This window comes from Microbacterium sp. 4-7, assembly GCF_014332665.1.
GTDB lineage: Bacteria > Actinomycetota > Actinomycetes > Actinomycetales > Microbacteriaceae > Microbacterium.
In genome coordinates this window covers 270,885-294,459 of record NZ_MCRH01000001.1, presented here as the reverse complement: position 1 = coordinate 294,459, position 23,575 = coordinate 270,885, and the positions used below count along the sequence as shown (strand labels likewise).

Sequence of the window (23,575 nt, the reverse complement as noted above, 5' to 3'; positions counted from 1 at the left end):
TCGCTCGTGATCTCTGATCAGTGGCCCATATCTGTCGCATCGAATTCGAGTTCGACTGTCCTGACACGAAGTTCACGCTTTCGGGTCCGTGTGGATGTCGGGGCTCACCTTGTTGTGTTTGTTCTTTTTCACTTGCCGTACGACAACGGTGGTGGCGATCACCGCGGCACCTATGACAGCCACGGCGATGATGAGCGGGATCGCGATCGAAGCCACCTCGTTCTCGCCTGCGGATGCCGCCGGGGCAGGGGTGTCCGCTGCGGGAGGTTCGGTAGTTGGCACAGCAGAGGGCGACGCCTTTGCCGGTTGCATCCGTGATTGTTCGTTCCCGCATGCTGGTTGGTCCCATCCCAGCCCTGGCTCGATGCCGGTGGGAGCGTACGTGAACGTGAAGCTCTCGGATATGGGGTGACCGTCGCTGGAGACGGCGTTCCAAAGCACGGTGTAGACGCCGGGTTCTCCGAGTGCGACCGGGGTGGTGAGGATGTTGCGGTCGATGGTGGAGCAGCTGGATTCGTAGAAGAGGCCGTCGGGTCCTTGCACTTGGGCGAAGCTTGCCTGGCTGAAGTCAATGAGTTCCCCGCTGAACGTGAGAGCGACGTCGTCGAGTTGGGTGACGGTTTCGTCTGCCCCGGGCACGGTGTCCAGGAGGTTGTCGTGCGCGAGAGCTGCGGGGGCCGGTGCGGCCACGATTCCCAGTGCGATGAGGGCAAGAAGTGTGCTGGCGAGCCAGCGGGTGCGGTGGGTGGAGGTCACGGGCGTGGGTCCTTTCGTCCGGCGGGCACGGGGGTGCTGTCGGTAGGTCTGTTGTTGCGTTTCGTGTGGAGGACGGAGAAGCCGGTGAGGATTGCGAGCATTCCCGCGATCATCAAGGTGGCGGCTCCGGCGAGGGCCTGGTCCTGCAGGGGGGTGGGTCCCCACGTCCGCCCCATGGCGCCAAACCACTCCGCGACGATGAGGTCGGAGCGAGCGATAGTGGCGATGCCGAAGAAAGTGGCCACGCCTGTGAGCGCAGTGAGTGAGGCCACACGCCACCGCCCCTCGGGAGTCGTGGACGCGTTCGGGGAAAGCGATCGTACGAAGAGGCACCCGGTGACGAGGAGCTGGCTGATCATCCATTCCGCTCCGAGCTGGTCGTAGAGCGACCATCGGAACAGGTCGGAGTAGTGGAACAACCACAGCGACGTGGCGAACAGGGACGCGGCGACGACGGGGCGACGAGTAAACCGGGCCAGGGGGCTGTGGGCGGCCCAGAGAAGCCATTCGCGCGGTCCTCGGCTTCCATCGTCCCGTGGGTGGATGACCAAGGTTGCGAGGGTGATCGGCGCCGCGAAGACAAGGAGCAAGGGGATCGCGAGACTGAGGAGAGCGAAGGCGAGGAATCGCATACTGATGAGCGAATCGTCATAGGCTGCGATCGGCCCACTGGTCGTCCACAGAAGCGCCCCCATCCCCGCAATCCAGCTGATCGTGCGCCTGGCTGGCCACGGATACCCGCGGCGCCGTGCGCGTCGGACGCCGACGAGGTAGAAGACGATTCCGAAACCCGCGACGAGCACCCAAAGGAGGTCGGGACTCCACGCCGTGAACCATCTCTGCAGGGTGAGTGCGACCGGGACGGGTGCGTCGGTGAGGATCTCCGCGGCGGTGGTCTGCGGCAGGGTGATCGCATCGGCGGGGGCGGCGGTGCGGGCGAGGGCGGCGGCGACCCCGCTCGCGACACCCATGAAACCGAGTTCGACGCACACGATCATCCAGAAGGCGCCACGGCCCTCGCTGGTCTTTGCGATGAGTCGGCGGCGGTAGGCGGCACCCAGGACGCCCATGACCAAAAGCGCGCCGATCTTTGTGAGAAGGAGGATGCCGTACGGTGAGGCCAAATCCTCCCACCGGCCGAGGGCTGTGAGCGTCCGCGCGTATCCCGAGACGGCGACGCCGATGAACGCGATGAGCGCCACCGTCGAGTACCGGCGGAGCAGGTTCTCGAGTTCGCGCGGCGAGCTGATCGGTCGCGCGACGACGAGCAGGATGAGCCCCCCGAGCCATACTGCTGCTGAAATGACATGCAGGACGAGGGACATGACAGCGGGATCGTGATTGGCGAGCTCACCCGAATGACCTTGGGTGGCCATGGGAATCAGACTGATGATCGCAAGCACGGTTGTGATCATGACCGCACCATAGCTGCGAACAGCGAATGCGAGGACTGTCACGACCGAAGCGAGGATCGCGGTGATGAGCCATGATCGTCCCAGCTCCGTGTCGAGGAGGAAGCGACCGAGCTGCGTGCCGAACTCGGCACTCAGGTTAACTTGCGGATTGAATGAGGACAGGAAGGTGAGGTAAGCCACCACCCCGCTTGTGAGGGTGAGGGTCGCGGCGCCGGCGGAGGCAATATCGAGCGCGACGGTGAAGGGCTTCCCTGCCGAGGGGAGAGCGAACACCGCCAGCACCAGGGGCCCGAGCATCGCCGCACCGGACAGATTGACGAACAGTTTCGCGGCCGGGAGTCCCCATCGCACGAGCGCTCCAGGGTCACTCGCGAGTCTTGGTGCAGCTCCTCCACCAATCACGAGCCCGATGACCACAGCGATGAGTGCGGCGGCAACGAGAATCGTCGGTCCAACGATCCGGAGAACAACGGGATTCATGGAGTGGTATCCCCTGTCTGAGCGCCAGCAGCGTCCGGGTCTTCCGTCACAGGTGCCGTGCATTCACCGGTCTTGGGGAGCTGCTGGATCGCCCCGGCAAGAGATTCGAGAACCGCGTCCGCCGACAGGGTGGTCGTGTCCACGTACACCTGGGCAGCTGGATCTCGGCCGTAGGTTGTGAGCCGCAGATTCGGGGTCTCCTCCTCGTCGACGATCCAATCGACGCCCCCCAAGCTGACACATTGCAGCGTGGTGGGGGCCGGGGGCTCCAACCCGCAGGTGAGGAGCACGCTACTGGGGGTGCCCCATCCTGCGGTGGCCTGAGCGTCCGTCCAGACGCGAGCCTGGTCGCCAATCGAGTCCGGTAATCGTACGGTGACCTCTGCGCACAGCGGGTCATTCGCGTTCGCTGCGGGCTCGAGGTGGACGGTGGGTGCGCAGCTGGTGAGCACAAGCAGTGCGCACAGCGCCGCGCCAGAGGTCAGAATCTTGAGCTTCACAACGTCATCCATCCGTCTTCCTGGGAGTCAGCATGCGTCCGTCGCTGTCGGATCGACATGACGAGCAGCGCTAGTACCGTTCCGATACTGAGCATCCAGCCGAGCCACGGCATCAGCACGACAGCGAGAGTCGTGCCGGCGCGGAGGGGGACCTCGGTGATCTTCGCCGCGGTCGTGTCCACCGCAACCTGAGCCAACACTTTTCCATCGCGGCCGATGACTTGACTGGTCCCGGTGGTGGAGACGTTCACCGCAGTTCTCCCTGTTTCGAGCGCGCGTATGCGGGCGATGGTCAGCTGTTGGAGGTTCTCGTCCGTGCCTCTGAAATCCGCATTGTTGGTTTGAAACACGAACATCTGCGCGCCAGAGGACGCGCTCTGGTGGATGACGTCGTCGTAGATGACGTCGAAACAGATCGCCAGACCGATGGGCACATCGCCAACGTTCATGAGGGGCGTGTTGGAGCCGGGCGTGTACTCGCGTTGTATCAACCCGATGAGATCGGGGGCGATGGCTTCGTAGAACCAACGGTCCGGCACGTATTCGCCGAAAGGGACGGGGTTGGCCTTGTCGTGGAGCTGCTGCGGCCCGGCGCTGGTCCACAGCATCGAGGTGTTGAACGTGTCAGCTCCGCGGGTGGTTGCCGCATTCACCAGTGCCGGAGCGCCAGCACCCTGCACGAGTCGATCAAGGCGGCCTGCGACGGCGGCATCGCGCAGGGGATCGGCGTCGACGGCCCCTTCTGGCCAGACGAGAAGGTCCATTTCACGCCCCAGGAGCGGAGCGGTCGCTTCTTCCTGTGCGCGCAGGATGTCACCTGTTGTCCTGGTGTCGAAGTAGCCGCTGGGACCGTTGCCCTGCACCCATCCGACGCGCATCATTCCCGCTTGCTCAGTCGGGAACAGAGGGACGGCCATCGCGGCAACGACGATGACCGCCGCTGCTGCTCCCGGCTCCCACCGGCGGAGGGTGAGGGCTTCCACGACGCTTGCGCAGACGAGGATTGTCAGGAAGGTCAGCCCGGTTGTCCCCACCCAGGAAGCGGCTTCCGCGAGCGGGCTCTCGGCAAGAGTGAAGCCGATTCGCGCCCACGGGAACCCGGTGTACGGCGCATTCCCCATCAGCGTTTCCCGCAGCACCCACACCCCGGCGACGAGCACAGGAGTGATCGCGTGATACCCGAATCCCGCCCGCGTGGTGGCGACACGATAGGCGAGTGCGATCAGCGCACCGCCGGCACCGAACAGCAGGGATTCCAAGCCAGCCAGCGCGACCCATGGGATGGGCCCCAGAAACCGGGTCACCCATACCAAGTGAGTGAAGTAGAAGGCCGTCCCGTAGACGAGGGAGATCAGGAACGCCCCGGGAACAGAGCGTCCGCGAAGCGTCCACAGCCCGATGGTTGCGCTCACGAACGTCGCGGGCCACCACCCGGACGCGGGGTAGGCGAGATCCAGCATGCCTCCTGCGATGGCGGACGCGACGATCGCTACGGGAAATGGCACCGCAGCTGCCAGGAGCGCATCGTGCGCACTGGCGTTGCCGCGCCGTGGTCGAACGGAGAGGGCGTGTCCCACCAACGGGTCAGCGGTCACGGTCATGAGTGCCCAGGTTTTTCAGGTAAGCGTTGTACGAGTCGAGGTCGGCGTTCCCGTGCACGTCGGCATACCGATCCGCCGCGGCAGCACGAGCGGTGTCGCTTCGGAACCAACGATGCATCACGTAGATCAACATCAGTACGGTCGGGGCTTCACCGTAGGACCATGCCAGAGCGCCGGCTAGCTGCTGATCGGCGAGGGGATCGATGCCCAGTGCTTCGGTGGGCGCGACGAACGAGCCGACCAGGATCGTACTGGCCATCATGAGAAACACCCCGAAGAATGCGTGGAGCGCGGCTTCGGCAAAGACGTCCAGTGCACGGGCACCATGACCCAACCTGACCGGCAGCGGATCGGAGGACAGGATGGGGATGGTGAAGAGCACGCCGGCGAGGAGGAATCCGACCTCGAGTGCGACGTGACCCCCGGGGAGAGCGAGGATGGCATCGGCAGCACCCGCAAGGTAGATGCCGTAGAACGCGAACAGGTAGAGCGGGACAGTGGCCCACGGACTGAGTATCCATTTCGCGGCCGGGCTTCGAAGAGCACCGTGGGCCGCTGTGAGGACTAACCGTCCCGCTCCATGATGCGGTGTCGCTCGCAGAAGAAGGGTGCCGGGAGAGCCCAGGACGAGGAGCGGCGGCACCATCATCATCAGAGTGAGCTGCTGGAACATGAAAACGGACACCAGCGCCTGGCCGTAGGTTTCAACGCCTAGACCAGTGACCGCCGCGAGGAGAACACACCCGAGAAGGAAGCTGACCGTTCGCCACACGGGCCACCGACGCCCGCGCGTCCACAACCGGATCGCTCCGACCAGATACAGCACAGCGAGGATCCCCGCGACTATCGGTAACACCGGAAGCGGGATGTCCGCCGGTGCGAGGAACGCCTGCAAAGACGGGGGACTTTCGAGGATCTGGCCGCTCACACGCATGGTCGTGACAAGAAGATCGCGCTGTTCACTTCCGGATCACCTTGATCGTCGCCCCCGCTGCCAGGAACGCCACGGCCGCGATGGGCTGTGCTGTGGTCCACACGACACCGGAGAAGGGGAAGGGCATTACCGGGTTCCAGAGCACGGCGATCGCGAGGAAGACCGGGATCCACCACCAGTGGCGTGCCTGCAGCGCAAACCACGCGACGATCAGCCCGAAAATTGAGGCGATGAAGAGGACGAGGGGCGCCCAATTCGCCTGGAAGAGCGCCGGGGCGAGGAACAGGATCGCGGCGGCGACGAGGCTGGGGGCCAGGGCGTTCCGCTGGTAAGTGGAGGGGACACGTTCTTTGGGACTCATGGGTGAACCGTTTCTTCGGCGGGTACAGGGTCGACGGGATCGGGGCGGGACGAGGGGTCTGGCCGGCGACGGCTTATGCGCAGACCCGCGACGATGAGGAACACGGCACCGATGCCGAGAGCGACATCGGCGAGGTTGCCGATGAACAGGTTCCCGTAGGCAAGGAAATCGGTGACGTGCCCGATCCCGAACGCGGGCGGCGAGAATAAGCGATCGATGAGGTTCCCGATCGCACCGCCCACGATGAAACCGAAACCAACCGCCGACCACACGTTGCGGGCTCGGGTAGCGGCACCGATGAGGGCCGCGGTGACAGCGAGCCCGACGACGGTGATGACCCATGTGGAGCCTTCCCCGAGCGAGAAGATCGCCCCGGGGTTGAAGGCCAGTTGAAGACCGAGCCAGTCACCGATCAGCGGTATACGCGCATCCTGTCGCAACGTGTTCAGAGCAAGAGTCTTGGTGCCTTGATCGATCAGGATAACGATGGCGGCGACGATGAGCACCACGGCCGACCGGCGGACTCGATCACGCATCGGCGTCTTCCCCCGCGGCCGCGGCATCCTCAGCAACTTCGGCGCGATCCCGCTGGTGACGGCGGCGCCCGGCCATCATCACGCCCACAACCCCGACCCCCAGGATGATAGCCAAACCGGAGAGGAAGAATAGGGGCAGCATTTCGAAGGCACCGCCTCCGGATGGTGTGCCGCCGTACGTTTGTGCCGGCGATGCGGTTTCCGTTTCTTCGCTGCTCTGTGGTGAGGCTTCAGGGGTGGGGCTTGCGGTGGTTGTGCCGGATCCCGTGTCCGTCGCGGGTCTGACGGTGTACACGTACTCTCCGCTGATCGGATGCCCATCGGCGGAGACGGTCTTCCATCGGACAGTGAAGACACCGGTCGCGGCGTCCGGGGAGAGGTGCTGCGTGATAACGTCATCGGTCGCCTGGGGGGCGTCGACTGCGACGTTTGCTCCGGTTTCATCGACCACGTCGATGACTGTTGCGCCGTCACCATCCGGAAGCAGCCCGGTGAACATCAGAGAGATCTCGTCGGGAGAGCCGTCGACGGCCGAGTCGGCGTCGGGGTACGCCGAGACGAACTCGTCGTGAGCGGCGGCCGGGGCTGTGGTCCCCAGCACGACGGATGCCGACACCATCAGGGCGGCGGCGGCGAGGGCTGTGATACGTGCCGAGAGGCGTTTATGCATGGGTGTCGTGCTCTCCGGGGTGGGATTCGGGTTCGATCTGGAAGGTGGAGTGTTCGATGCTCACGGCGAAGTGCTCGTTGACGCATTGCTGAAGTGATGTCAGCAATGCGGCGGAAGCTTCCATCGTGACGGTGTCATCGACCACGACATGGGCGGTGAGCGTGGGGAGGTCGGTCGAGACTTGGGTCGCGTGAAGGTCGTGCACCGCGACCACGTGCGGAAGGGCAAGGATGTGGCGGCGGACATCCTCGAGGTCGAGGCCGGCGGGTGTGGACTCCAACAGCACCCGACCGGATGCTCGCAACAGGATAAGAGTGCGGGGAATGATGAGCAGCGCGATCAAGACGCCCGCGACGGCGTCCGCCTGATACCAACCGAAAACGGCGATGAGGATGGCGCTGGCGATGACGCCGACGGAACCGAGGGCATCGTTGACGACCTCGAGGAACGCGGCGCGCATGTTGAGATTGCGTCCGCGGCCGCTGAACAATACGAGCATGGAGGCGATGTTGGCGACGAGACCGACGATGCCGAAGAACAGCAGACTCCCCGATGCGATCTCAGGGGGCTCGAACAGCCGCCGTACGCCTTCCACGAGCGCGAAGATGCCCACCCCGAGCAGCAAAGTTGCTTGAGCGAGCGCACCGAGAACCTCCGTGCGTCGAAGACCGAAGGTGTACTTGGGAGTCGGGGGACGATTCATCAGATGCGCAGCGGTGACGGCCATCGCCAACCCGACGACATCGGTGAGCATGTGCGCCGCATCAACAAGCAGTGCGAGGCTGCCTGTGATGATTGCGCCGATCACTTCGACGATGAAGACCGAAGAGGTGATCGCGAACGCGATGACCAGGCGATTGCGGGGAGTGGCGTCACCGATACCGTGACTGTGCCCTGTGTCTGTCATGGTGCTCCTTTACGGCCGTCCAACGATGTGCCGGGCGACGATCGCCGCATCACGACCCGCCCCAGCGAGGGTGCCCGCATCTGCCCGGGAGTAACGCGGCATGCCAACAGTGAACAGTCCCGGGATGCGTGCATTGACGTGCAAAGGCTGCCCGGGCGGCTCCGAATCGGGCAGCCATGCGTCCGCCGGCCTGTACCCGGTCGCAAGGATCACGGAATGCGGCTTCACGGACGCCCCATCGGCGAACATCACGGTGTCTCCGTGTACCTCCGTCACGGCGGCGGCATGAGTGACGTCTGTCGAAGCTACGCGGGGGCGTGACTCAGACATCGGACCCCGACGTCGCAGCCTCGACCAGATGGGCCGCTCCGACACCTCTGAGGATTCCGCTCGAGTGGAGAGGGTGACGTCGTGGGAGGAAGCGAGCTCTTCTGCAATCTCCACTCCGCTGAATCCACCGCCAACGATCAACACGCGGCCGGGAGGTATCTGGGCGGGATAGAGGTACTGGCTGGAATGCAGCACAACACCGGGTACTGCCAGTTCCAGGCGCCAGCCCGGCACGCGCGGCACCGCGGCAGCTCCCGTTGCACAGACCACATTTCGGGTTTGCACTTCCCCGGCGGAGGTCGACAGATGCAGTGTGGATCCGTCGCCCAACCGGGTGATTCCAAGAGCACGAGTGCCCCACACGGTCTTCACACCGAGGGCGTTCTCCACCGAAGACAGGTAATCGGACATCTCATCCTTACTCGGATAACGGTCTCCATCGCCCGGGAAAGGAAACCCGCGGACGACACTGTGGCGGGCCGCGCTGCGTAGCTTCATCGACTGCCACCGTGTGGCCCAGCTTCGTCGACCGGGAGGTGCAGAATCGATGATCACGAAGTCCTTCTGCGGCTCAAGCCCGGAGGACCTGAGTGCGGCGGCTGTCGCCAACCCGGAGTGCCCGGCGCCGACGATGATGACGCGACGGTGCGATAGCGAACGCGCCATCATTCAGCACCGTTCACCGCGGCTTCAATGGTGTCCTCCAGGTCATTCCACGTCTCCAGCACGACAGGCTCCCCATCGATGAAGAACGAGGGGGTACTGCTGACACCGAGCTGCTCACCCTCGTCTAGATCGAACTGGACCCGTTCTGCAGTCGCCGGATCAGCGACCGCATCATCGAACGCGGCCATATCCAATCCGAGTTCCTCCGCAAATCCCCGGAACAGGTCCGCACGAGACTCTTGAGCCTCACCCCATTGAGACTGCGTCTCGAACAGGCGGTGATACATCTCTTCCAGCCGTCCCTGCTGCGCTGCGGCTTCGGCAGCGATCGCGGCATTCTTCGAGTTGAGATGACCCGGCAACGGGAAGTAGCGGATCACGTACGTGATCTCGCCATCGAACTTGCCACGGAGATCCTCGACGAGGGGATAAAAAGCACCGCAGGCCTCGCACTCGAAATCGAGGAACTCGACCACCGTCACCGCCCCATCTCCTCCGTCATCGAGGACATGCGAGTTCTCACGGACGACCTGTGGACCATCAGCGGCCCCCGTCTCGGGTGCGGCAGCTCGACTCTGATTGACAAGGACGAACACCAGCGCAACGATCAGCAACACCACGGCGAGAGCCACGGTGACAAGTACCGCTTTCATAGAAGATTTCATAGACACTCCAGACACACACAACGAACGAGGACGACCAGGGGAGCGCCATCGAAGAGATGGCGCCGCCAGATCAGGTTCGCGACAGAGAAAGCTGTGTGAGAGAAGGAGGCAATACGAACAGGCGCCCCGTCATGGCCGCCAGTGATGGTGCGCGCGGCAAACGTTCACGAACGCGAGAAGAGGGGACGTGACGGCGGAAGATCCGCGTGACGATGAGCACCAAGAAGCAGCAGAGGATACCCAAGAGGCACCCGGCGACGCCGATCATGATGTCGTTCGCAGTATCCCCAGCCACGACATGTTCCGCAGTTGCGCCGACACCGCTTTCACCCGAACCCGCCGCGACAGGGCCAGCAGAAGACGTACCTAGTGACGACGAGGATGTCGTGCTCAGATACGCAGTCGCATCCGTCGCGTCACGATGGCCGCCCGGCCACGCTCCGACGATGAGAAGAAGTGCCAATCCGAGGGCCGTAATGATCTTCGTTATCATGAACTCGTCGGCGCGGCTGTCGCTATTGCGAATGCGACCTTGGACGACCATGACCTCAGGATGGTACCAGCCCCACCAATCAAGATCTGTTGCGAACCCGAGAGCCACGCGCCCGAAGGTCAAACTGAAGTTACTGTCAGCGTCCGCGTCCCACAACCGAGCAACCCAGTTGATTTCGGGGCCTTCGAAAGTGGCTCCGTGGGAGCGGGGTAGTGCCGTCGAAGCGGGATGGTTCAGACCTGGGCGGGTACGGAGGTTGCGGCAGGTGACCGCAGGGCAGCAGGGCGCCGCGCCGCGCGCACCCCGTTGAGGATGACGAACACTTCCGCGATCTCGTGCACGAGAACTACACCGGCAAGCCCGAGCACGCCGAAGAGGGCGAGCGGGAACAACACGAGGATGATCGCCAAGGCGAGCACGATGTTGGCGGTCATGATCCGGCGACCGCGACGAGCGTGCGCGAGCGCGCCGGGGATCAATCGGAGATCGTTCCCGGTAAAGGCGACGTCGGCAGACTCGATGGCAGCAGCCGAGCCCTTCAGCCCCATGGCGACACCGACGGTGGCGGTCGCGAGGGCGGGGGCGTCGTTGATGCCGTCACCGACCATGGCTGTCGGGCGCGCGGCGGCGAGTTGTTCGATGACCGTGGCCTTGTCCGCAGGGAGCTGCTCTGCGCGGACGTCGGTGATGCCCGCCTGTGCCGCAATCGCGCGGGCGGTGCGTTCGTTGTCCCCGGTGAGCATCGTGATCCCGATACCGGCATCCTGCAGCAGTCGCACGGTTGCGGCGGATTCAGGGCGCAGCTCGTCGCGGATGCCGATGAGCCCGGCAATCTCGCCCTCGGCTTCAACGACGACCACGGTCATGCCGTCTTCGGCCATCTCATCAGCGGCCGAGTGGAGGACTCCGGGGGCGAGCCACCGGACGTTGCCGACGCGGACCAGGGTGCCGTTGACGCGGCCGGTGATGCCGTGGCCGGCGTCTTCGACGACGTCCACGGCTCCAGCTGCGCCGGGGGCGGCCGTGGTGATCGCGGCGGCGAGCGGGTGGCTGCTTGTCTCTTCGACTGCTCCCGCCCAGGTCAACAGCTCGTCCCGTGAGATGCCGGCTGCGGGGCGCACGTCGACGACGGCCGGCTCGTTGCGGGTGAGGGTACCGGTCTTGTCCAGCGCCACCGCCTGGATGGTGCCGAGCTGCTCGAACGCTTCCCCGGACTTGATCACGACGCCGAACTTCGACGCGGACCCGATGGCGCTGATCACCGTGACCGGCACCGCGATCGCAAGAGCACAAGGAGACGCGGCGACGAGGACGACGAGTGCACGCTCGATCCAGGTCGACGGATCTCCGACGATGAATCCGAACACGGCGACAAGGGCCGCGGCGATCAGCACCACGGGGACGAGGGGGCGGGCGATCCGGTCAGCAAGCCGCGCGCGGTCGCCCTTGCGGGCGTGGGCCTGCTCCACGAGGGACACGATCTGGGTGAGCGAGTTGTCGCGCCCGTCCGCGGTCGCCTCGATCCGCAGCGTCGATGCACCGTTCACCGAGCCCGCCGCGACCGCAGTGCCGGGATGCACGTCGACCGGGATGGACTCACCGGTGATCGCGGATGTGTCCAGGCTCGAACGCCCTTCGACAACAACACCATCGGTGGCAACACGCTCGCCTGCTCCAACGATGAGGATATCGAGCTCACGGACATCCGCGGCCGGGATCGTCGTGTCGCCGGCGAGACGAGAGACACGCACGGTCTCCGGGATCAGGGACAGCAGGGCACGCAGACCCTCTTTCGCCCGATCCATCGCACGGTCCTCGAGAGCCTCCGCCAGCGAAAACAGGAACGCCAAGGTCGCAGCCTCACCGACATGGCCGAGCAGAACCGCACCGATCGCGGCAATCGTCATCAGCAGCCCGACGCCAAGTCGACCCCGGATCAACCGGCGGATCGCACCAGGAACGAAGGTGTAGGCGCCGGTCAGCAGAGCAGCCCATTGCAGCACAAGCGCGGGGATTTCGATACCCGCCCACTCGAACGCGTACCCGGCGACCAGGAAAAGGCCCGACAGCGCGGACGGCAGTAGCGCGATGTCGCGCCACCACGGCGGACGCACCTCGATCTCATCGTCATCCACGCCTGCCTTGGACGGCAGCGCCGGTCCGCAGCAAGCATCGCCTTCCTCATGGGCCTCGGAGGACGTGGCATTTCGCACCGGGTCGGGCTCGCAACATGCGTCTCCCGTCCTGTGGGAACGCGTCAACTCAACGCGCTGAATCGTGCGAGCCTTCCGGGGCTCGTCTGGGCCGCAGCACTCTTCACTCATGCGCAGCACTCACACTTCTCGTCCGTGCACGGAAAACCCTCGTCAACGGCGACGACCGCTTCCAGCATGTGTCGTAGGCCCACTGCGAGATGCGGGTCCGCGATCTCGTAACGCGTGCGCCGGCCTTCCGGGGTCGCAACAACCAGACCGCACCCGCGCAGGCACGTCAGATGATTGGAGACATTCGTACGTGTGAGATCCAGTTCGCGAGCGAGCTCAGCTGGATAGCCAGGCACATTCAAGAGCGCAAGAAGGATCCGCGAGCGCGACGGGTCTGCCATCGCGCGACCGAGACGGTTCATCACATCAAGACGAGAAGCAATAGTCAGCACACGATGACTATACAGGCCAAGCTGACCAATCATGCGGCCTGGGCTGACCGTCGGGGAACCGCCTCTGCTTCGCGTCTGTGAACTTTCTAGCGCTTGCCGGTCGAGAATAGACTCACCCATAGTGCGGTTGATACCCCCCCCGGGAGTGCCGTGAAAGCTCCGATGAGGTGGAAGCTCGATATGGCGAGGACCGTGGCGCAGGCGATGAAGACCGGCATGCGTCCGGAGAGGTTGCAGCGCTGATCATGGCGACCGTTCTGGTGTGAGCCACCTACCGGACGGGGGCGAGGACGGTCGTGTCATCGGGTGCGATCTGGACGATGCCGCGGTCATCGACCACAACGAAGCTGTCGTCACCGATCGCGGTGAAGGCCTGGGCGGCCCCTTGGAGGGGGTCGAGGCGCTGCCATGTTCCTTCGGTGTTCTGAGACCAGAGGGCGCCGTCCGTTCCGACTCCTGCGAGCGTGCCGTCGGGTCGGACGTCGAGGGCGTAGAGCAGTGGGGCGTCCGCGACGGGGGCGAAGCTGGCGCCGTTATCGGTGCTGAGAAGTAGTCCTTCTTCTGCCGCCGCGTAGAGACCGTCGTTGGTGGCTGCGAGGTCTGCCGCGGCAAGTGTGGCGCCGCGGTTCCATTCGCGACCGTTGTCAGTGCTGATGAGCAGGTCGACCCCGTCAGAAGCGATCCCGTAGAGAGTGCCGTCCGGTCCAGCGGTGAGGGTATGGAAGTCCGTAGTGCCGGTGAGAGCGATCGGTGACCAGGTTTCGCCGAAGTCGTCACTGCGAATGACGCCCAGGTTTGGGGAGCCGAGCTCTGCGGGTGTCTGCGTGCCCGGGTGTCCGGATGCTAAGAGGGCATCGTCGAGGACGGTGAATCCCATCGCATCGAAGTCGTAGCCTCCGATGGGACCGGCGAGCGCACCTTCGGGTGTGAGGGTGAAGATTCCCCCGTGGGTGGCTACGAAGAGGTTCTCACTGTTTGGGTCAGCGGCGACACCGTGAATGTGTTCGATGACGGGGGGAACCGCATCGGTGCCGGAGGTTTGTGGTGCGGCGCATCCGGTGGCGGTGACGGCTATAAGAGCGATCGCAAAAGCGGGTAGGGGTGAGTAGCGGTTCATATGGCTCCGACTTGAAGAAGTGCGTGCGGGTACGCACCCGGGGTGCGCGAATGAGACACGCAGCGTGGCGTCACCGGTGTGATGGCGAGAGCTGCGGGGAAGAGCCAGCCGAGGGGTGCGGGAGGAATCCCGCACCCCAGGCGTGAATCAGAGCGTGGCGAGGAGGTCTTCCATCGTGGCGATCTCCGTGGTCTGCGCCTCGATGATCGTTTCGGCCAGAGCGACCGCGTCGCTGTTCTGACCGTTGTCGACCTCTTCCTGGGCCATCTCGACGGCACCCTCGTGGTGCTGGATCATCTGCTCGAGGAACAGGCGGCTGGCGTCCGCACCGGTGGCATCTTCGAGAGCCTGCATGTCCTCGTCGGACATCATGCCGCCGCTGTGATCCATGCCCTCCATGTCGGCGGTGTCAGCGCCCCACTCTTCGAGCCACTGATCCATCTTCTGGATCTCGGGTTCCTGCGCGGCCTTGATCTCTTCAGCGAGAGCGACGACACGTGCGTCGACGCCGTTCTTGCTGAGGAGCATGTCAGACATGTCGATGGCCTGAGCGTGGTGTTCTTTCATCATGCTGGCGAACATGATGTCGGCATCGTTGGCGTCCGCGGATGCCGGGGCGGAGCTGCTGCTCTCGTGGTCCATGCCGGGCATATCGCCGCCGCCGGACGTGGTTCCGGCGCAGCCGGCGAGTCCAAGCAACGCAACGAGGGTGAGCGCGGCAGTCGCCGCAAAACGGGTCTTCATGATGAGTTCTCTCCAAGAGTCGATGATGGCACCCAGCGAGACAGGCTGGGCGAAGGGCGTTACCCGCAGAATGCGGGTAGCGCGTCCATCACGTGCGACTGATGCAGAGAACGGTGAGGGATGGGGGCCGCAGTGGATGCAACGAATCTCGGAGGCTCAGGAGCGATACGGGCGCTCCCGGGGAGCGTCCAAGGGCTCGCGACCAGGCGGACGGTCGCGCAAGCAGCACGACGGCGATGAGGAGCGCGAGTACGCAGGCCATCCACGCCATACCTGGATCGTCAGAACACGTGGCACATCCCGCCCCGTCGATCGCTGCGTCTTCCCCAGGCATGGGTGCAGGGTGAACGTCGGCAGAAGCGGGCGTGACGGTGATGGTCTCACTGTGCCCGGAGGGCATCGAGTGCGTGTTCATCGAATGCATCGCTAAGAGTCCGAAGATGACGGAGAGAGCGACGGCGACGACGGTGAGGAGAGTGCGGGTGAGCGTGCGCTGGTCATGCACGCGCCGTGCAATCGTGATCAACACCGTCCCACCTCTCTTTCCTCCAGGGTACGTCGCCGCCGCCCATGCGCCTACTCGTTGACGACGGCGTCCGGGCTCAGGTTCAGCCGGCGCAGCAGCTGCGCGTTCAAAGCGACAACGATCGTGGACAGCGACATCAACACCGCCCCCACGGACATCGGAAGCACAAACCCGATGGGTGCGAGCACGCCAGCCGCGAGCGGGACGGAGAGGAGGTTGTACCCGGCGGCCCACCAGAGGTTCTGCTTCATCTTCTGGTAGCTGGCCCGCGACAGCTCGATTACGGAGATCACGGACCGGGGGTCGTCGCTGGCGAGGATCACGCCCGCCGAAGCGATCGCGACGTCCGTACCCGCACCGATCGCAATCCCGACATCCGCCTGCGCGAGCGCAGGGGCGTCGTTCACGCCGTCACCGACCATTGCGACCTTGCGGCCTTCGCTCTGCAGCTCTTTCACCTTCGAGGCCTTGTCCTCCGGCCGCACTCCCGCGAAGTACCGGTCGATACCCAGATCGCCCGCCACCGATGCGGCGACCGCGTCAGCGTCACCGGTGATCATGACCACCTGCACACCACGCTCATGGAGAGCATCGACCGCGTGACGCGACTCCGACCGGATCTCATCCGCGAGGCGCAGTGCGCCCGCGACCTGCCCGTCGACGAGCACGTGGAGGATGATCGCACCCTCGTGACGCCACTCGTCGGCAACAGGCAGCTCATGGGCGTTCTCCTGCTCGAGCATATACGGGCCACCGACCTGCACGACGTGTCCATCGACACGCGCACGCACCCCGACCGCCGGGGACGACTCGAAGTCCGACGAGGACGGGACACGGAGAGTCTTGTCCTTCGCCGCGTTTACGATCGCGCGAGCGAGGGGGTGCTCGGAATCCGCCTCTGCCGCGGCGGCCCATGCCAGCAGCTGGTCAGGGTCAGTCTCCAGGACAGGATCGATTGCAGTAACGGCGGGGGTGCCCTTGGTGAGGGTGCCGGTCTTGTCGAACAGGACGGTGTCGACCGTGCGCATGCTCTCCAGCGCGAGACGATCCTTGATCAGGACGCCACCGCGAGCGGCCCGCTCGGTTGCGATCGACACGACGAGTGGGATCGCCAGGCCCAGAGCATGCGGGCAGGCGATCACCAGCACGGTGATCGTGCGGATGACGGCCGCGTCAGGCTGACCGACGATCGTCCAGACAACGGCGGTGATCGCGGCAGCGCCCAGTGCGAACCAGAACAACCACCCCGCAGCCTTATCCGCGAGCCGCTGCGCGCGCGACGACGAACTCTGCGCTTCGGTGACGAGTTTCTGGATTCCCGCGAGAGCAGTGTCCTCACCGATCGCGGTGATCTCCACCCGCACACCAGAATCGGTCGCGACCGTGCCGGCGATGACCTGGTCGCCGTCGCTGCGGCGCACGGGCCGGGACTCTCCGGTGATCATCGACTCGTCCATGCTGGCCGAGCCCTGCACGATCCGCCCGTCCGCGGGGACCCGGCCGCCGGGGCGAACCACCACAACATCCCCCACCAACAGGTCGGCCGGGGCGACCGTGACCGTCGTGTCGCCTTCCACCTTCTCCGCCTCGTCGGGGAGCAGCGCGGCCAAAGAATCCAACGCTGACGTCGTCTGGGCGAGGGAGCGCATCTCGATCCAGTGACCGAGCAGCATGATCACGATGAGCAGCGCGAGTTCCCACCAGAAGTCGAGCTCGTGATGCAGCACACCCAGGCTCGCACCCCACGACGCCAAGAATGCCACCGTGATCGCGAGCGCGATCAGCAGCATCATCCCGGGCTTACGCGCACGGAGTTCACTCACCGCGCCGGTGAGGAACGGCGCCCCACCCCACACATACATGACCGTTCCGAGAACCGGAGACACCCACCCGACCCACGGGGCGTCTGGCAGCGGGTATCCGAGCAGCATCGAGAACATCATCGAGAACCCGACAACCGGGACCGCGAGGACCAGCATGATCCAGAACAACCGCCGGAACTGGCCCACATGATCGGCATGGCCAGCGTGCCCACCGTGGCCCTCCTGACCGGCGTGCTCTTGAGAAGCACCGTGCTCGTGGCTCATCGCCGCGTGGTCGTGCTCCGTGGTAGGGAACCCGCCGTGATTGGGGTGCGCGGCCTGATTGGTGTGCTCGTCGTGCTGGCTCATCGGAACTCCTTGCTCGGATGCGCCCGGGTCAAGCCGGGCGCAGACAGATAGCCGCTCAGGCCTGGCCGGTCGCGAGCGTGTAGCCGGCCTCTTCGACCGCAGCCTTCACGGCGGCGTGATCGACGGGTGCGGCACTGTGGATGGTCACCCGGGAGGTGGCGCCAGCGTTCAGGTCGATGGTGACGGATTCGACACCATCGACAGTGCTCAGCTCGTCGCTGACGCTGGATACGCAATGCGAGCACGTCATCCCGGCAACCAGAATCTCCTCCGACACCAGAGACACACCCGAAACGGATACCTCGGTGGTCGATGGGACAGCGCAGCAGGCGCAACCGTCGGCGGATGCGTCCTTGAGTCCGAGTTCGATGCGATCAGTCATGGTGCGCTCCTTCAATTCAGCAGACGTGGTGGTCATGAACGGACAAGACGGGCGATTGCTTCGTTGGCCTCGCGGACCTTCTCTGCCGCAACCTCGCCGCCCTCGGTACTCGCCTGGGCGACGCAATGACTGAGATGGTCCCCCAAGAGCGACAATGCGACCGTTTCGAGAGCCTTCGTCGCCGCAGAGACCTGCGTGAGGATGTCGATGCAGCACTTGTCGTCGTCGACCATCCGCGCGATACCCCGCACCTGACCCTCGACACGGTTCAACCGCTTACGCAGATCAGCCTTGTTGTTCTCGTAGCCGTTCATACTTCCAAGATACCCCCTGGGGGTATCCAACACAATGGCACGCAGATCATTCCCGCGGGTCGGACCGACCTCAGGCGTGAGCTTCGTCACCCCTGTGCGGACTCTGGATCAGGTGTTGCTTGTGGCCATCGAGCTGCGGGTGCTGACAAGAAACTCATCCAGGTTGGGGAGGTGGGAGTGGACACTTCGGCGTGCGCGCTCAGTGACTTCATCTACCCGTTCACGGGTGGCGTGCGCGTCGACAGCGAGGATCGCGTCGCCTTCCAGGCGATGTCCGTTCCAGCGGAGTCTGATGCGGTCGACAGCGGTGATGCCGTCGACATGATCGAGGGCGTGCGCAACCTTGTCGACGAGTTCTGGTTCGACGCCGTCCAGCAGGCGCCGTCCGACGCTGCGGACCGTTCCGATGAGGAGGACGAAGATCGCGACCGAGATGACCAGGCCGACGATGGGATCTGCCAGAGGGAAGCCGAGGAGCACGCCGATCCCGCCGGCCACGACGGCGAGTGAGGTGAATCCGTCTGTGCGGGCATGGATGCCGTCGGCAACAAGGGCGGCGGAGCCGATTCGCTGCCCGACTCGGATGCGGTAGACGGCGACGATCTCGTTGCCGAGGAATCCGATGATGCCCGCGGCGATGACCCAGCCGATGTTTGTGAGGGGCTGCGGGTTCAGGATGCGGTGGATGGATTGCCAGGCGGCGGCGATTGCGGAGAGGGCGACCACGAAAACGATGAACAGCCCCGCGAGATCTTCGGCACGGCCGAGCCCGTAGGTGTAGCGGCGCGAGGCTGCACGCCGGCCGAGGATGAAGGCAACCCACAAAGGAACAGCGGTGAGCGCGTCGGAGAAATTATGGACGGTATCAGCCAAGAGCGCGACGGAACCGCTGAAGATGACCACGACAGCCTGAAGGACGGTTGTGACCAGCAGGATCAGAAGGCTGATCTTCAGAGCACGGATGCCTGACCGGTTCGCCTCCAACGCATCATCGATGGAATCTGCCGCGTCATGGGAGTGGGGCACGAAGAGTCCGTAGAAGAACCCCTTGATGCCGGTCGGGTGGTCATGGTGTGCGTGCGGGGCGCCGTGGTCGTGGTGCCCGCCGTGCGAGTGATCGTGGGTCGGACTCATTCGCTCGCCCGATCCGCATGATGGTGTCGGGGTGTGCCACCCAGGGAGTGTTCGGCTTGGAAGATGGCGTCCGCGACCAGTCGGGATGCGTGCTCGTTGTCTAGCCGGTAGAAGACCCTTTGCCCGTCCTGACGGGTGGAGACGATGCGAGCCAGACGAAGTTTCGCCAGGTGCTGCGATACCGCGGCTGGTGACTTGCCAACCGCGTCGGCGAGGCTGTTCACCGACAGTTCCGAGGCTTCCTGAAGAGCGAGAATGATCCGCACCCGTGTTGCATCCGCGAGCATCCCAAACACTTCCACCGCCAGCTCAACGAAGGAACTATCCGGCCGATACCCACATCCTTGCGTATCTGCACTCATACGCAGATACTACGACATCTCTGCATCAGCGCTGGCAGCAGCTCGAGATCGCCTTCGGGGACCGATTCTCGATGTGGCCCGCGGCTTGTCCGATGCCCGTCAGGCAGGATGTCTCTCGCACATCCCTCAATACGCTTGCTTTTCAGGACGGGTCGCCGTTGATCGCCCTTGCCACGGTCTCGGCGCACCAGTCGGGATCACTCAGTGGAAGCTGGTGTCCACCCCGATGAGTCGAGACGGTGAGGTTCGGATAGGAGCGTGCGAGCCGATCGGCCAGTCCGGGCACCGGCACGGGGTCATCGGTGCCGTTGACAAGGAGGACGGCGATGTTGCGCCGCCCCAGGGCCTCCAGTGCGGGTAACCAGTCATCCGACATCACGATCGAGTTCAGGGCGCCGGAGTACGACAGCCATGTGTGCCTGACACCGTCTCTGGCCACGGTTATGGGCAGTGATGGGTTCACCGCGATGGCGGCATAGGAGGCGAATCGCCGATGGCGGCACATCCATGAGCAGACCAGATGGGCGATCGGACCGCTGGCCAGCAGGGTTTCGAACCAGCCCATGCCCGAGATTCGTTGCCGGGCTTCCTGCTCTGACACGAACAGGGGGGCGTCGAAGGCGATCACCCCTGCAATGGTGATCGCGGTGTCGGCGGCGGCGGCGGCGGTGATGATCGCGAGGGAGGCGCCCATCGAGTGGCCGACCAGGGTCACCGGGCGAGATGCTAAAGGGGAAGAAGACAGCACATCGATGATCGCGTTCTGATGATCGGAGATTCCGAATAGAGCATCGCCGTCGGGTTCGACCATCGATTGGCCGAACCCGAGCGGGTCGATCACGAGGACGGTGGCGATGTCACCGAGCTGATCGAAGGCGGCACCGTAGAACGATCCGCTTGCGGCGATTCCGGGCAGCAAGACCACGATCGGGTCACCGTCGCCGAATGTTCGGATGCTGAGTGGACCGTGCCGCGACACCACTCCCGCGCCGGGACGCCAGCGCGCCCGTCGGCGGGAGAGCAGGTGAGTCCCTCCCCACAATGCGACCGCTGCGCCCAGAGCGGTCCCGACAACGCACCGTGCTGCCGTCGTCTTCGATCTCGATGCCATCCCATTTACCTCTCTATCGATCGGACGCGGAAGGTCTACTGAATGGATAGCGACATTTCGGCTAAGCCGAGGGGCGGGCGGGTTGTGGTTCATGATGGTCTCGAACTCGAACGGGTGTCAAACGTCCCAGGCAAGCCCGTCGACGACGCCGATGGCAGGGGCGGTCGGACCTACCTGAAGATCGCTTTGCGGAGGTCTGGTGGGTGTGCCGGAAGCGCCTGTTGACTGGTACGGCTACTGCCTCTGTTCAACCCACCGAAAACGATCGTTTCCGGCGCGGTATCACTTGGTTGCCGGGGCGGTCGCCGCTAACGGGAGCCGGAACCCCGTTCTGGCATGGGCCTTCGGTTGGTGCCGCGACCGGACTTGCTAGCGGTCGAGCTGCGGAGGGCGCGTTTGTGGCGGGCGTACTCTTGTCCGATGACTCGACCTCTCACGAAGTGGCATTCCGCGCACGCAGAGCTCGACCTACGTCGGGATGTGCCTTCCATAGCCGCGCCGGGAGAAAGAACGGGGCGATGATGTTGGCGACGCATCCGGGTGAACCCCACCGCGGCGATCTCGCTGGGCGGCTCAACTGGCTCAGAGCCGGAGTGCTCGGCGCGAACGACGGCATCGTGTCGGTCGCGTCGCTCGTCGTCGGTGTCGCGGGGGCGACGACCGATTCCGCGACGCTGCTCGCCGCGGGTGTCGCCGGTCTCGTCGGCGGTGCGATCTCGATGGCGCTCGGGGAGTACGTGTCGGTGAGCAGCCAGCGAGACAGCCAACGGGCTCTGATCGAGAAGGAACGAGGAGAGCTGGCCGATAATCCTGCGACCGAGCTCGAGGAGCTGGCGGGCATCTATCAGGCGAAAGGTCTTAGCCCGGCGACCGCACGCCTCGTTGCGGAGGAGCTCACCGCGCACGACCCGCTGACCGCGCACCTCGAAGCGGAACTAGGCATCACGGAGAATCAGGTGGTCAGTCCGTGGGCGGCGGCGGGGGCCTCCGCACTTGCCTTCGCACTCGGAGCGCTGCTTCCGCTCTTGGCGATACTGCTCCCGCCTCCCGAGATCCGGGTGCCGGTCGCTTTCGCGGTGGTGCTGCTGGCGCTCGCGCTGACCGGATTCCTGAGCGCGAGGATCGGCGGGAACCCCGCGCTGAGGCCCACGATCAGGGTGGTGCTCGGTGGGGCGATCGCGCTGGTGGTCACGTTCGCGATCGGTACGCTGCTCGGGACGAGTGGCGTTGCCTGAGAGACAGATATGAGTTGCCTATCGGGAGCCGTTCCTTAGACCTGTCTCAGAGTCGGCGCAGCACGATTCCCCTATGACCACTCTGACGACGAGACCGCGTGCTTCCGTCCCCGCCGCTTCCCCTGAGCCACGGCGGGCAGCCCATGGCCGCGCGCGGGTCTGGCGTGCAGCGGCGATCACGGTGATCTGGGCGACCAGCCTGTTCGTCGTCGCTTTGTGGATCGCCTGTGGTGGAGTGACCGCAGTCCTGGGAGTCAACGCCGAGACCGTCACGACGCTCGGACGCCTCACCGGGTTGGTCGCGGCGAATCTGCTGCTCTATCAGGTGCTGCTGATGGCGCGCGTCCCGCTGTTCGAGCGCGGATTCGGTCGCGACGGGATCACGCGGCTGCATCGCTTCGTCGGATTCTGGTCGTTCTGGTTGATGGGCGCGCACATCGCACTGCTCGCGGTGGGCTACGCGATGGCTGCCGGCATCAACCCGCTCGTCCAGCTGTGGAGCTTCATCTGGGAATACCCCGGCATGCTCCTGGCGACTGCCGGCACTCTGCTGATCCTGCTCGTGGTCGTCACCTCGATCCGGCGTGCTCGTCGGCACCTGCGGTACGAGTCCTGGCACCTCCTGCACCTGTACGCGTACCTGGGCGTCGGGCTCGCGCTGCCGCACCAGCTGTGGACGGGCGCCGACTTCCTGTCCTCACCGATCGCGACCGTCTACTGGTGGTCGATCTGGGCGCTCTCCGCAGGATCGGTACTGCTCTTCCGCATCGGGATGCCGCTGCTGCGGTCCACTCGTCGGGCCCTGCGGGTGGCGGGGGTCGAGGCGGACGGTGCTCGGGGCGTCACCATCCGGGTCACCGGTCGCGACCTCGCGACGCTCGGTGCCAGGGCTGGTCAGTTCTTCGTCTGGCGGTTCCTCGATGGACCAGGCTGGACTCGCGCGCACCCGTTCTCGCTCTCCGCTGCGCCGGGAAGCGAGCTGACGTTGACTGCCCGTGTGCTGGGCGACGGCACGCGACGCCTCACCGCGCTGCTCCCTGGCACCAGGGTCATCGTGGAAGGACCATACGGGGAGATGACCGGTGAGCGCAGGACCGGGACGAAGCTGCTTATGATCGGCGCAGGCGCCGGGGTCGCACCGCTCGTCTCGCTGCTCGAGACGGAAGGCTACGGACCGGGAGAAGCGATGCTTATCACCCGGGAGTCCGCGGCCGAGGACGCTCTTCGGCAGGAGGCCATCGCTCACCTCATCAGTACCCGTGGCCTGAGCTACCTGCCGTTCATCGGCCCGCGATCTTCCGGCGCGTCGAGCTGGATCCCTGCCACGCACGAGGCGTGGTCGGGCGCAGATCTCCTCCGCCATCTCGTGCCGGAGCCGAAGGACCACGACGTGTTCATCTGTGGCGGTGAGGCCTGGATGAAAGACCTCAGGCGCGACCTGGTTGGCGCCGGGTTCCCCGCCCATCGCATCCATTCCGAATCGTTCACGATCTGAGCAGGGAGACGGCC

General features: G+C 64.9%; 24 protein-coding genes. 2 read left to right on the top strand and 22 right to left on the bottom strand.

Features of this window, described 5'->3' with window-relative positions; translation table 11 throughout:
* Positions 1–72 precede the first annotated feature (72 nt).
* The 22 genes from BEP68_RS01355 to BEP68_RS01250 form a co-directional block, all read right to left on the bottom strand.
* On the bottom strand, positions 73–756 hold the full coding sequence (locus BEP68_RS01355) for a copper resistance protein CopC (RefSeq protein ID WP_026049677.1): 684 nt from the start codon (positions 754–756) through the stop codon (positions 73–75).
* Positions 753–2,468 carry a cytochrome c oxidase assembly protein gene (locus tag BEP68_RS01350; protein WP_167347460.1) on the bottom strand — a complete coding sequence of 572 codons (1,716 nt, stop codon included), beginning with the start codon at positions 2,466–2,468 and terminating at the stop codon, positions 753–755. The genes BEP68_RS01355 and BEP68_RS01350 overlap by 4 nt, the downstream gene beginning before the upstream one ends.
* A gap of 179 nt (positions 2,469–2,647) precedes the next feature.
* On the bottom strand, positions 2,648–3,163 hold the full coding sequence (locus BEP68_RS01345; RefSeq protein ID WP_042538292.1) for a DUF3515 family protein: 516 nt from the start codon (positions 3,161–3,163) through the stop codon (positions 2,648–2,650).
* The gene (gene lnt, locus BEP68_RS01340; protein ID WP_079112071.1) at positions 3,148–4,752 is read right to left on the bottom strand and encodes an apolipoprotein N-acyltransferase; all 1,605 of its coding nucleotides are present in this window, start codon (positions 4,750–4,752) and stop codon (positions 3,148–3,150) included. Before lnt ends, BEP68_RS01345 begins: the two co-directional genes overlap by 16 nt.
* A complete protein-coding gene (locus tag BEP68_RS01335; RefSeq protein ID WP_042538291.1) occupies positions 4,736–5,686 on the bottom strand; it encodes a cytochrome c oxidase assembly protein in 951 nt (316 codons plus the stop codon). Before BEP68_RS01335 ends, lnt begins: the two co-directional genes overlap by 17 nt.
* 25 nt (positions 5,687–5,711) lie before the next feature.
* Positions 5,712–6,047, bottom strand: a complete 336-nt coding sequence (locus BEP68_RS01330; protein ID WP_042538290.1) for a DUF6804 family protein — start codon at positions 6,045–6,047, stop codon at positions 5,712–5,714.
* Positions 6,044–6,556, bottom strand: coding sequence for a signal peptidase II (gene lspA / locus BEP68_RS01325; protein ID WP_230100799.1), 513 nt, complete (start codon positions 6,554–6,556; stop codon positions 6,044–6,046). The genes BEP68_RS01330 and lspA overlap by 4 nt, the downstream gene beginning before the upstream one ends.
* Before the next feature lie 19 nt (positions 6,557–6,575).
* Positions 6,576–7,253, bottom strand: a complete 678-nt coding sequence (locus tag BEP68_RS01320; RefSeq protein ID WP_052492864.1) for a copper resistance protein CopC — start codon at positions 7,251–7,253, stop codon at positions 6,576–6,578.
* Entirely contained in the window at positions 7,246–8,160 is a 915-nt protein-coding gene (locus tag BEP68_RS01315; RefSeq protein WP_042538288.1) for a cation diffusion facilitator family transporter, read from the bottom strand. The genes BEP68_RS01320 and BEP68_RS01315 overlap by 8 nt, the downstream gene beginning before the upstream one ends.
* A gap of 9 nt (positions 8,161–8,169) precedes the next feature.
* A complete protein-coding gene (locus tag BEP68_RS01310) occupies positions 8,170–9,156 on the bottom strand; it encodes a flavin-containing monooxygenase (RefSeq protein ID WP_042538369.1) in 987 nt (328 codons plus the stop codon).
* Entirely contained in the window at positions 9,156–9,821 is a 666-nt protein-coding gene (locus BEP68_RS01305) for a DsbA family protein (protein WP_136041016.1), read from the bottom strand. Before BEP68_RS01305 ends, BEP68_RS01310 begins: the two co-directional genes overlap by 1 nt.
* Positions 9,822–9,891: 70 nt before the next feature.
* On the bottom strand, positions 9,892–10,365 hold the full coding sequence (locus BEP68_RS01300; RefSeq protein ID WP_139305307.1) for a hypothetical protein: 474 nt from the start codon (positions 10,363–10,365) through the stop codon (positions 9,892–9,894).
* Positions 10,366–10,547: 182 nt separating this feature from the next.
* Positions 10,548–12,428, bottom strand: coding sequence for a heavy metal translocating P-type ATPase (locus tag BEP68_RS01295; protein WP_187249295.1), 1,881 nt, complete (start codon positions 12,426–12,428; stop codon positions 10,548–10,550).
* Between the two features lie 206 nt (positions 12,429–12,634).
* Entirely contained in the window at positions 12,635–12,970 is a 336-nt protein-coding gene (locus BEP68_RS01290; RefSeq protein ID WP_074731945.1) for an ArsR/SmtB family transcription factor, read from the bottom strand.
* A 271-nt stretch (positions 12,971–13,241) separates the two neighbouring features.
* Entirely contained in the window at positions 13,242–14,087 is an 846-nt protein-coding gene (locus tag BEP68_RS01285) for a F510_1955 family glycosylhydrolase (RefSeq protein WP_042538283.1), read from the bottom strand.
* A gap of 147 nt (positions 14,088–14,234) precedes the next feature.
* Positions 14,235–14,831, bottom strand: a complete 597-nt coding sequence (locus BEP68_RS01280; RefSeq protein WP_042538281.1) for a DUF305 domain-containing protein — start codon at positions 14,829–14,831, stop codon at positions 14,235–14,237.
* A gap of 576 nt (positions 14,832–15,407) precedes the next feature.
* Positions 15,408–17,528, bottom strand: a complete 2,121-nt coding sequence (locus BEP68_RS01275; protein WP_396653629.1) for a heavy metal translocating P-type ATPase — start codon at positions 17,526–17,528, stop codon at positions 15,408–15,410.
* 55 nt (positions 17,529–17,583) lie between these two features.
* Entirely contained in the window at positions 17,584–17,910 is a 327-nt protein-coding gene (locus tag BEP68_RS01270; protein WP_042538275.1) for a heavy-metal-associated domain-containing protein, read from the bottom strand.
* Positions 17,911–17,942: 32 nt separating this feature from the next.
* Complete coding sequence (locus BEP68_RS01265) at positions 17,943–18,224, bottom strand: metal-sensitive transcriptional regulator (RefSeq protein ID WP_042538273.1); 282 nt, start codon at positions 18,222–18,224, stop codon at positions 17,943–17,945.
* Positions 18,225–18,332: 108 nt separating this feature from the next.
* Positions 18,333–19,358 (bottom strand): cation diffusion facilitator family transporter, encoded by a 1,026-nt coding sequence (locus tag BEP68_RS01260; protein WP_042538271.1) that lies wholly within the window; start codon positions 19,356–19,358, stop codon positions 18,333–18,335.
* On the bottom strand, positions 19,355–19,720 hold the full coding sequence (locus BEP68_RS01255; protein WP_042538269.1) for an ArsR/SmtB family transcription factor: 366 nt from the start codon (positions 19,718–19,720) through the stop codon (positions 19,355–19,357). The genes BEP68_RS01260 and BEP68_RS01255 overlap by 4 nt, the downstream gene beginning before the upstream one ends.
* Positions 19,721–19,862: 142 nt before the next feature.
* Complete coding sequence (locus BEP68_RS01250; protein ID WP_171821974.1) at positions 19,863–20,639, bottom strand: alpha/beta fold hydrolase; 777 nt, start codon at positions 20,637–20,639, stop codon at positions 19,863–19,865.
* A gap of 710 nt (positions 20,640–21,349) precedes the next feature.
* Between BEP68_RS01250 and BEP68_RS01245 the strand changes: the two genes are divergently transcribed.
* Positions 21,350–22,066, top strand: a complete 717-nt coding sequence (locus BEP68_RS01245) for a VIT family protein (protein ID WP_136042897.1) — start codon at positions 21,350–21,352, stop codon at positions 22,064–22,066.
* 73 nt (positions 22,067–22,139) lie between these two features.
* Positions 22,140–23,561: a ferric reductase-like transmembrane domain-containing protein gene (locus tag BEP68_RS01240; RefSeq protein ID WP_042538265.1), complete on the top strand. Its 1,422-nt coding sequence runs from the start codon at positions 22,140–22,142 to the stop codon at positions 23,559–23,561.
* Positions 23,562–23,575 lie beyond the last annotated feature (14 nt).